Below are 9,829 nucleotides of genomic sequence, written 5' to 3'. Positions count from 1 at the left end.
GATTCGAACCTACGACCTCCACATCCCAAATGTGGCGCGATACCGGGCTACGCTACACCCCGAAAAGGTATCACCTTTGTTTTGTGTGGCACAAAAGTACACTAAAAATATTTTTTTTCAAAATTATTTTCAACAATATCGTTAACCAACTGATACGTTGATAAATAAATTTAAAAACACCAATAAACAATATATTTATAAACGAAAAGTCATTAAATAAATGGTCAGCAGATTTTAGATTTAGCTACTGACCATCTGATCTCATCTAGATTACCAACTTCTTTTGATTACCATAGTGGTTTTAATCGCCCCCTGCTGATTAACCAGTGTGAGCTTCGATACTGTAGAAACAATATTTTCCTGAATTTTATATTCAACACCATCAAAAATCATTGTTTTTGAATCAGGCATACTGTAATCGTAAGCTACCGCAGATTTATCTTTTTTCTTATGCCAGGCACCATCTTTATCAAAATTAAGTGTCTCGCCCTGCTCCATCATTTCACGAGTCACATTTAACTCCGCAACACTATTTCCTGAAACAGTTTTAGTCCAGCGTTCCCAATTTCCGGTACGGATTATATTCAGTGCAGCATCCCTTCCAATATTATCAACGGTTTCCTTACTGCAAGACGTCATTCCCACCGCAATTACTCCAAGCAATAGCAGCATCCAATTTTTAAAAGTCATTTTTAATATGCTCATAATTTATTTTTGGGGGTACATTTACAAGTATTATACCAAACTCTAACACCCCCTATAGTTACCTCCGATGAATTACCTCGCATTAGGCTTGGAGAAATGTTATAAAACTTTGATGAAATTGTACAAATAAGCCTTTAAAAGAAAAAATATATTTGCATCACTGATACATGAAGCCATTGCAATTTGTCAAGCATCCCATGACGCAGCCGAATTTGCAAGCAATTCAACAGATAAATTAAAACAGGTGAAAAAATTACTCGTCATCTTTCTTTCCATAATATATTCGGTATTGGCCTTAGGCCTTACACAGTACCAGCATATTTGCAAAGGAACAGCTGTAAAACTGTACAGCTGGACGAATACTGAAAACCCTGACAACAATAAACCTTGCCCGATCTGCTCTTCAAAGGACAAGAAATTAAACGAAAAAAAGAAAGACTGCTGTAAACATCAGTCCAAACTGGTCAAACTCAACGACAGCATAAAAAAGCAATCTCACTTTGACTTTTCAGTAAAATTCTGGGGTTCGGCGATACCCAACCAACTGCTGGGTGCCCTATTTGATATATCTTTTGTCAATAGCAATAACGACAAACCCCTCACTTATCTATCCTTAAAAAGCCTCATCTGGAGCAATCCGCTCTATATTCTTCATTGTACTTATCGAATTTGATAGCGCACATCTTGTAAAAGCTTGTGGTGCCTAAACTGGTACCGCCTTAATTCTTGATGTCTACTCACAAATTTTATTTTCGATGAAATTAAAACTTATTGCATCACTGGGTGTAATCTGGGGAATGAGCCTACATGGCTTTTCACAGACCTTAAAACTCGAAGATGCCCTCACACGTGCCGTTGAACAGTACGACCAAATAAAATCAAAGCAATTTGTTGCATCGGCAGCAAAACAGCATACTGTCTTTCAAAAACAACAATATCTTCCAGACCTCACCTTAGCAGCACAGCAGAGCTTTGGAACAATAAATGCCCAACATGGTCCTATGTATGCCTATGGTGGTCTTGCATCGGGTGCAACATCCATGCCCCTAGCGGAGCAAAATTGGAATGCCGCCTTTGGATCGCTCTATTTTGCTAATGTCAACTGGAATGTATACACCTTTGGAAGGATCAAAAATCAGGTGCTCCTTGGTTCAATAAAGGAACAGACAACCGAGGCCGATCTTGCACAGGAAGTTTTTCAGCACAAAATAAAAACAAGTGCCGCCTATCTGAATCTACTGGCTAGTCAACGAATAAAATATGTTCAGGAAAAAAATCTGGACCGCGCGCAGGTATTTTATGAAATGACTGCCGCCCGAGCGGAAAGTGGATTGATCGCCGAAGTGGACGCCCAATTGGCCAAAGCGGAAGTTTCCAATGCAAAATCCCTTCAGATCAAATCCTACGACAAGGAACTGGAGTACTCAAAACAACTCTCCATTTTGTTAAATGATGATTTTAAAACATATCAACTGGATACGACCTATAATACCAGCATCCCGAACAGGACAGTTGTACAGCATCAAGCTTCCGTAGAAAAACATCCATTCCTGCTATTCCAAAATAGCAAAATCAACGAGAGCTTACAAACCGAGGAGATCCTGAAATCCAATCGTATGCCTTCTGTTTCGGCTTTCGGCGTACTACAAGGACGTGGCACCGGCTTCGACTGGAACTATATGCAGGATAACTCAGCATACTCTTCAAATTATTTTAAAGGAGTGGGTATAAACCGAGCAAACTATCTGCTTGGCGTTTCATTCAGCTGGAACCTGACTAATATCTTTCGTTTTGATACCAAAAATAGGGAGCAAAAATTATATACTCAGGCGATCCAAAGAGAATATGAAAAACATAAAAAAGATTTTATGGCGCAGTCTCTCCTCGCCGATTCTCAGTTTAAAAATGCCATTGACAATTTCAGGGAAACCGAAATCCAATTGTCCGCTGCTAGTCTTGCTTACAAACAGCATAATGCATTGTATGAAAATGGACTGACGACTCTGGTGGACTATACCCAGGCATTGTATAGTTTAAATAGAGCTGAGATCGACTATGAAATTGCACAGAATAATGTTTGGCAGGCCTTACTATTGCTGGCCGCTGCGCAGGGTGATTTCAATATTTTCATTCATCATTCTTAAATCTATCCTCTATGAATATCATCAAATTTGCCTTGCAAAAACCAATATCAATCATGGTTATTGTCATTGGCCTGTTATTCTTTGGTATCAAAGCGACCAAAGATGTTAAAGTAGATATCCTACCCGAAATGGATCTGCCGGTCGTTTATGTAGCCCACTCTTTCAACGGCTATACCCCACAGCAGATGGAAGGTTATTTCACCAAAATGTACGTCAACATGCTCCTGTTTACCAATGGTATTAAGAGTATAGAATCAAAGAATACCCAGGGATTGACACTCATGAAAATTGTTTTCTATGAGGGGATTGATATGGGAGAAGCAATCGCAACCATCAATGCATTATCCAATCGTTCTCAGGTATTTTTACCTCCGGGTGCGCCACCACCATTCATCATCCGCTTTGACGCTTCCTCCCAGCCTGTCGGTCAGCTGGTCTTTCGTAGCAACACGAAAACCAACAATCAACTACAGGATATCGCGAACTTCAGTGCCCGACCATTCTTAATAAAGATACCCGGACTGACAACCGCCCCGCCTTTTGGCGGAAGTCCTCGGACAATAGAGGTAAACATAGATCCTTACAAGCTGCGGGCACACAACCTGTCGCCGGAACAGGTTGTTGAAGCTATCAGTAGAAATAACATCACCTCTCCTTCCGGAAATGTGTATATCGGTGACAAAAACTACCTGACACCGACAAACAATACGGTAAAGAAAATAGAAGAACTGGGGGAAATTCCCATCTTTAAAAACACGGTAGACAATGTATACATCCGTGATGTGGCAACCATAAAAGATGGTGCTGATATCGCCACGGGCTATGCCCTGATTGATGGAAAAAGATCGGTTTACATTAATATCGCTAAAGCAGGAAATGCTTCGACCTTGGATGTTGTCAATAAACTTAAAGAACGCTTGCCCGAAATCCAACGAAATATGCCTGACGATGTCAGCATTTCGTACGAATTTGACCAGTCGGTCTATATCAGCAATGCCCTGAAAAGCTTGGTTATCGAAGGAATTCTGGGCGCGGTCCTGACTGGCCTGATGGTCCTTCTATTTCTGAACGACCGCAGGGCAGCACTGATTGTAATTATGACCATTCCCATTTCGATTATTTCTGGCGTTTTATTTTTGAAGCTATTTGGACAAACCCTCAATATCATGTCCTTATCGGGACTAGCATTAGCTATTGGAATATTGGTCGATGAAAGTACGGTGACCATCGAGAATATCCACCAGCATTTTGCCATGGGAAAAACGCGTGCCCAAGCGATCTGGGATGCCTGTAAGGAAATTGCTTTTCCAAAACTTTTGATCATGCTCTGTATTCTGGCCGTATTTGCTCCTGCTTTTATGATGACCGGTATTCCCGGTGCATTGTTTATGCCGCTTGCACTGGCGATCGGATTTTCGATGATTGTTTCGTTTTTATTGTCGCAGACTTTTGTACCCGTGATGGCCAATTGGATGATGAAACATGATCCTGAAACATGTCATAATCCCACACATAAGAAAAACTGGTTTGATCGTTTTCGTGAGCGCTTCCTGCATCTATTGTCAAATTTGGTCGCCAAACACAAGATAATCGTAAGCTTAAGTTTGATTTTTGCATTGGTAGCATGCTTTTTCTTATATCAGGGAATTGGTAAGGATGTATTGCCTACAGTCAATTCCCGTCAGTTTCAGGTACGGATAAAAGCCCCTGAAGGTACGCGTATCGAAGTAACTGAAGGAAAAGTAAAGCAGTTTCTAACCCTTTTGAAGGAAAAAGTAGGCCCTGATAATATTGCCATATCATCGGTTTTTATCGGTCAGCACCCCTCTACTTTCGCCGTTAGCCCAATTTATTTATACAATGCCGGGCCACACGAGGCATTGATGCAGGTGGCATTGAAGAAACTCAAAGGCAATTCGGATGAATTAAAGGATGAACTCAGAAAGTACTTTCATGAAAAGATGCCGGAAATACAGCTCTCTTTCGAGCCCATTGAACTTACTGAGAAAATACTAAGTCAGGGCACCAATACGCCTATCGAGATCCGGATCTCAGGGATGATGAAAAAGATGAATCGCATGTATGCGCAAAAACTTCTCGGAAAGTTAAAGGAGATCGACTACCTGCGTGACCAGCAGATCCCCCAGTCCATGGATTATCCAGCCCTACAGATTAATATCGATCGGACAAGGGCGGCACAACTGGGACTCGATGCACAGGATATCGCAAAGTCATTGGTCACCGCTACCGCATCCACACGCTATACCAATAAGAATTTTTGGGTCGGTGGAATGATGGGAATTGCCTACGATGTGCAGGTTCAAACACCACAAAATATTTTAAACAGTAAAGAAGAACTGGAGAATCTAACACTTTCTAAGAATGCAGACCGTCCCGTGCTAGGCGATGTCGCAACAATTACGGCAACCAAAGAACTTGGTGAAAGCTATAATTTGGGAACTATGGGCTACACCACGGTTGCCGCAAATCTACATAAAAAAGATCTTGGAAAGGCTTCGCAGGACATTCAAGCCGCTATTGCATCTTTGGGTGAATTACCAAAAGGTATCAATATTGAAGTCGCCGGGATGGCACCTGTACTGAATGAGACGATGAGTAATCTCGCTACAGGTCTATTGATTGCTGTTGTGGTTATCTTTTTGATGCTTACAGCAACTTTTCAGTCCTTTCGGATATCACTCGTTATTCTCTCTACAGTTCCTTTCGTGATCGTTGGAGCGTTGATTTTATTAAAATTAACCGGTTCGACACTCAACTTACAGTCTTATATGGGACTCATTATGTCTGTCGGCGTTTCGATTGCCAATGCGGTCTTATTAATCAATAATGCAGAATCGCTACGACTGAAAAACCAAAATGCAATAAGCTCCGCTATTGAGGCCGCCAAGCTTCGGATCCGTCCCATTATCATGACAACTATCGCCATGGTTGCGGGGATGTTACCGATGGCTATCGGTTTTGGTGAAGGTGGAGACCAGGTCTCGCCATTGGGACGCGCTGTTATCGGAGGTCTTCTTTTTTCAACCTTCTCGGTACTCATCGTCCTCCCGCTGGTATTTGTATGGATACAGCACAAAGCAACAACGACCTCGCCTTCTTTGGATCCTGAAGATGAGGAAAGCATTCATTTTGTTAAAACAAAAATCTAATTCTTATGAAATTTAAGTCAATCATATTACCAGCAATTGCACTATTATTTAGCGCATGCGACCAAAATACAAAAGAGAACAACGGCGCCACAAAGGAAACCCCAAAAGCCACGAAGATGGGGTCCATGCCTTTGATGACCATCCCGATTGCCAAAATGAATCCTACTGTTCCGCTACAACTGGCGGGCGAACTAAAACCTGATCAGGAGACAGCATTGTTTGCAAAGGTGCAGAGTTATGTCAAGACAATCCATGTAGATATTGGTTCGCAGGTCAGCAAAGGGCAGATACTTATGGTACTAGAAGCTCCCGAATTGCAGGCTCAAATAGCCAATGCAAAGGCCAAAATACTTTCGCAAGAGGCGATTTACACCGCAACAAAAGCCAATTACGATCGTATGTTTCGGGCAAGCCAGACTAAGGGCGCTATTGCCCGCGATGCCCTGGATCAAATTACCGCACAAAAACTTTCTGACGAAGCCAGTGTAAAAGCCGCTCGGGCCGCCTATACAGAAATACAGGATATCAATCAGTATTTAATTATACGGGCACCCTTCAGTGGTATCATTACATCCCGAAATACAGATATCGGCGCCTATGTTGGCCCCATGGGTGGAACACCTTTGCTTATCATCCAAAATTCGTCTAAACTCCGTTTAAATCTATCGGTTCCGGAAGCACATGTTCCCTATGTAGCCATAGGTGACACCGTCAACTTCACGGTAAGGGCACTTCCGGAGAAGAACTTCCAAGCAACAATAACCCGAAAAAGTGGTACGCTGGATCTGAAGTTACGATCCGAAAAGTTTGAAGCAGACTTTGTCAATAACGATCCGGATCTTAAGCCTTTTATGGTCGCCGAAGCAAAAGTTCAGCTTAAAAACAGCAAAGCAACTTTCTTTATTCCACGTTCGGCATTGGTCGAGGGCAACATGGGAATCTATGTCATCAAAAATGCTGCTGGAAGCGCAAAGTTTATTCCTGTAAAAAAGGGAAGAATACTCAATGATAAAATTGAAGTTTTCGGCGAACTCACGGAGGGTGACCAGCTGATAAAAATGGCCAACGAAGAAATCACAGAAGGAACACCTATTAAATAGAAAATATATGAAAATGTTAAGATCAATGTTATTTTCAGCTTTATTAATTACGTTGACAATAAGCTGTAGCAGTCCTGAAAACACAAACAACAATCCGATTCTGCCAGCTGTAACGCAAAAGCAATTTGGTTATGAAAAAGGACAGCAGGTCCCACAGGATATGGTCTGTATGGTCAATGACGAATTTATGGGCAAAAAGCAACTGGCGGTACCTTTGGATGGAAAGATCTATTACGGCTGTTGCGAAAATTGCAAAGAGAGAATCCCAAAAGATGAGAATGTACGCTATGCCATAGATCCACATACTGGATCAAAAGTAGATAAAGCAAAGGCCTATATTGTCCTTATCGGAAATGAAGGTCAGGTTGCCTATTTCGAACATCAGGACAACTATAAGTTATTTCTGAAGCAGAATAAGGTATTATAGCCATACAGTAAAGAAAATCAAAACGATGGGGCTGCGTCTGGGCAGCCTCATTATTAAGATCATACAACAGTCTATTTTATATCAGCTTTAATTACTGCTCCTCAACTTCTAGCAGTTGAATAAACTGCTCACCCAAAGGTGAAATCTCGTACCCTACGGTGTGGCTTATTGTTAACCCCAGGTTTTTCAACTTGCGAATATTTAGTTTCAGCCATTCCTTTTCAAAACCCAGTAACCGCGCAATACCGATCGCATGTAGATTGGGATTTTCTCTTATGGTAGATAAGATTAACCTTGTCCATGGCCCCTGTTTACTAAAAGTATCCAAGCGGGCTATTTTTATTTTCAACTGCACGAACTGTTCCTCCGAGAGTTCAGTCCCCTCCCGCAACTTAACCCGCGGGTCTTCGGAGTGATAACGGACAGCTATCCTGAAAATCGTTGCCAAGTATTGCTGTCTGAACGATTTTAAGAGTTGATTTTTATCTTTAAAACCAGCGCTCACAGCCTCTTGATCCGTTATTGCGGACTCGTCGACCGTTTCAATCGCACCGATTTCAACCAAACCAACCGAAGTCTTCAACAGCGTCCCGCTTTTGACAGCAGCCTGTTTCCATTGACGAAAGGCCAAGGTAATTTTCCCTGATTTTATTCCCGCCAGATGAATCTCTTTAAACAGCATCGCATGAATTCTTTATATCCATATTTAATTTCCGATCCGAAACCGAATGAAATTTAAAGCAAAAATCGTGCATTCATTTACGAGTCAACACATCACGTAATCAAGCTCCTAAAATAAGAGAATGTTCTTATATAACGCATTCTCGATACTTTTGAGATGCATTAATATAATAGGACTCAAATATCTTCGGCATTACTGTTCTCGAATATCTCGTGCAATTTTTGTTGCAGTAGCTTTTTGTCAGGAAGCTGTGTTTGGTACTCGGAAACCATAGTAGGTGAAAGCGAACGGTTCAACGCATATTCCACTACTTCACTGTCTTTGCCTTTGCAAAGCAAAATACCAATACTTGGATTTTCGTGAGGCTTTCTTACATCACGGTCTAATGCTTCCAAATAGAAATTGATTTGTCCTAAATGGTCGGGCTGAAACTCATCAGTTTTGAGTTCAAAAGCTATCAAGCACTGTAAATCACGATGATAAAACAGCAAATCAATGTAAAAATCCCTATTACCTACCTGTACTTTGTATTCTTCATCAATGAAAATGAAGTCTCTTCCCAGTTCAAGGATAAAGTTTTTCATCTGTTTGATTAATCCTTTTTGTAAATCGCTTTCGCTATGTGGCTCGGATAGGTTCAGAAATTCAAATACATAACTGTCTTTGAAAGGGTTCACTATATCGGTATTTAATTCTCTTCGCAGTGTTGAGAGTTTTGTATTACCTATCATGACACGTTCAAAAAGACTTGCAGAAATTTGGCGGCTAAGTTCTCGTTTGGTATATTTCTCTTTAATAACCATACGTAAATAAAACTCCCGTTCTTCTTCGGTTTTACAACGTGAAAAGATTGTAAGATGATGTGTCCAACTCAATTCTGCTAAAAGTGTATTTTTTATGTCTTGGGGTCGAAATTGTCGCACCGCTGGCGCGACAATTTCATCTAACTTATTTTCAGACACTTGCATTTGTCGCACCGATGATGCGACAAATTTGGTTTGGGCATAAGTTTCATAAAACTGTACCATTCTGTAAAGTCCTGCACGACTAAATCCTTTCAACTCTGGATTATTTTTCCGAATGAAATCCGCTAATTCATTTACCGTTTTATCGCCCCATTCGGCAACAGATAACTTTTGCTTGACGTATGCCCCTATATTCCAATATAAGTTAATAAGTTCGACATTAACCGCCTTGATCGCATTGTTTCGCGACTGCTGTATGAGTTGTATAATGTCGGTAAATCTCTTATCCATTGAATACTATATTATAATACGAAGATATAAACAAATACAAACAAAAAGGACCGCAAAATTAACGGATACAGATAACCACGTACATAATAAAAAATCAGCAGGTTTTTGACTTTACTTAGCATAAGTCTTGTCGGAGTGGCAGGATTGGTTCGAACCTCACAGCTCCTCAAAAGGTCGTAGGTTCTCATCTCGCCTAGAAACAAAAAAAGCCCTAACTTTCGTTAGAGCTTTTTAGTCGGGGTGGCAGGATTCGAACCTACGACCTCCACATCCCAAATGTGGCGCGATACCGGGCTACGCTACACCCCGAAAAGGTATCACCTTTGTTTTGTGTGGCACAAATAT

At 41.2% G+C, this 9,829-nt stretch carries 8 protein-coding genes and 1 tRNA gene; 5 read left to right on the top strand and 4 right to left on the bottom strand.

Going from position 1 to position 9,829, the window contains the following annotated elements:
- Positions 1-270: 270 nt before the first annotated feature.
- On the bottom strand, positions 271-705 hold the full coding sequence (locus DFQ12_RS27880; protein WP_120262295.1) for a hypothetical protein: 435 nt from the start codon (positions 703-705) through the stop codon (positions 271-273).
- A gap of 244 nt (positions 706-949) precedes the next feature.
- On the opposite strand from DFQ12_RS27880, the gene DFQ12_RS27875 reads away from it, so the two are divergent.
- The 5 genes from DFQ12_RS27875 to DFQ12_RS27855 all read left to right on the top strand — a co-directional run bounded on the left by DFQ12_RS27875 (position 950) and on the right by DFQ12_RS27855 (position 7,546).
- On the top strand, positions 950-1,378 hold the full coding sequence (locus DFQ12_RS27875; RefSeq protein ID WP_120262294.1) for an HYC_CC_PP family protein: 429 nt from the start codon (positions 950-952) through the stop codon (positions 1,376-1,378).
- 82 nt (positions 1,379-1,460) lie between these two features.
- On the top strand, positions 1,461-2,849 hold the full coding sequence (locus DFQ12_RS27870; RefSeq protein ID WP_120262293.1) for a TolC family protein: 1,389 nt from the start codon (positions 1,461-1,463) through the stop codon (positions 2,847-2,849).
- A gap of 11 nt (positions 2,850-2,860) precedes the next feature.
- The gene (locus tag DFQ12_RS27865) at positions 2,861-6,019 is read left to right on the top strand and encodes an efflux RND transporter permease subunit (RefSeq protein ID WP_120262292.1); all 3,159 of its coding nucleotides are present in this window, start codon (positions 2,861-2,863) and stop codon (positions 6,017-6,019) included.
- 5 nt (positions 6,020-6,024) lie between these two features.
- Positions 6,025-7,119, top strand: coding sequence for an efflux RND transporter periplasmic adaptor subunit (locus tag DFQ12_RS27860; RefSeq protein ID WP_120262291.1), 1,095 nt, complete (start codon positions 6,025-6,027; stop codon positions 7,117-7,119).
- Positions 7,120-7,126: 7 nt separating this feature from the next.
- The gene (locus DFQ12_RS27855; protein ID WP_167457364.1) at positions 7,127-7,546 is read left to right on the top strand and encodes a hypothetical protein; all 420 of its coding nucleotides are present in this window, start codon (positions 7,127-7,129) and stop codon (positions 7,544-7,546) included.
- 91 nt (positions 7,547-7,637) lie between these two features.
- Here DFQ12_RS27855 and DFQ12_RS27850 read toward each other — a convergent pair whose 3' ends face one another.
- From DFQ12_RS27850 to DFQ12_RS27840, 3 genes are all read right to left on the bottom strand, one after another.
- The gene (locus DFQ12_RS27850) at positions 7,638-8,228 is read right to left on the bottom strand and encodes a hypothetical protein (RefSeq protein ID WP_120262289.1); all 591 of its coding nucleotides are present in this window, start codon (positions 8,226-8,228) and stop codon (positions 7,638-7,640) included.
- Between the two features lie 176 nt (positions 8,229-8,404).
- The gene (locus tag DFQ12_RS27845; protein WP_120262288.1) at positions 8,405-9,484 is read right to left on the bottom strand and encodes a PDDEXK nuclease domain-containing protein; all 1,080 of its coding nucleotides are present in this window, start codon (positions 9,482-9,484) and stop codon (positions 8,405-8,407) included.
- Positions 9,485-9,719: 235 nt separating this feature from the next.
- Positions 9,720-9,793, bottom strand: a tRNA-Pro gene (locus DFQ12_RS27840).
- Positions 9,794-9,829 lie beyond the last annotated feature (36 nt).

Source organism: Sphingobacterium detergens, assembly GCF_003610355.1.
Lineage (GTDB): Bacteria > Bacteroidota > Bacteroidia > Sphingobacteriales > Sphingobacteriaceae > Sphingobacterium > Sphingobacterium detergens.
The sequence above is the reverse complement of the archived record's forward strand: the minus strand, read 5'-3'. Positions and strand labels throughout refer to the sequence as shown.

Bases quoted from the DNA above. Each gene is read 5' to 3' on its own strand.
- DFQ12_RS27880 (WP_120262295.1), bottom strand. From the start codon at position 705: ATGAGCATATTAAAAATGACTTTTAAAAATTGGATGCTGCTATTGCTT.
- DFQ12_RS27870 (WP_120262293.1), top strand. From the start codon at position 1,461: ATGAAATTAAAACTTATTGCATCACTGGGTGTAATCTGGGGAATGAGC.
- DFQ12_RS27865 (WP_120262292.1), top strand. From the start codon at position 2,861: ATGAATATCATCAAATTTGCCTTGCAAAAACCAATATCAATCATGGTT.
- DFQ12_RS27860 (WP_120262291.1), top strand. From the start codon at position 6,025: ATGAAATTTAAGTCAATCATATTACCAGCAATTGCACTATTATTTAGC.
- DFQ12_RS27855 (WP_167457364.1), top strand. From the start codon at position 7,127: ATGAAAATGTTAAGATCAATGTTATTTTCAGCTTTATTAATTACGTTG.
- DFQ12_RS27850 (WP_120262289.1), bottom strand. From the start codon at position 8,228: ATGCTGTTTAAAGAGATTCATCTGGCGGGAATAAAATCAGGGAAAATT.
- DFQ12_RS27845 (WP_120262288.1), bottom strand. From the start codon at position 9,484: ATGGATAAGAGATTTACCGACATTATACAACTCATACAGCAGTCGCGA.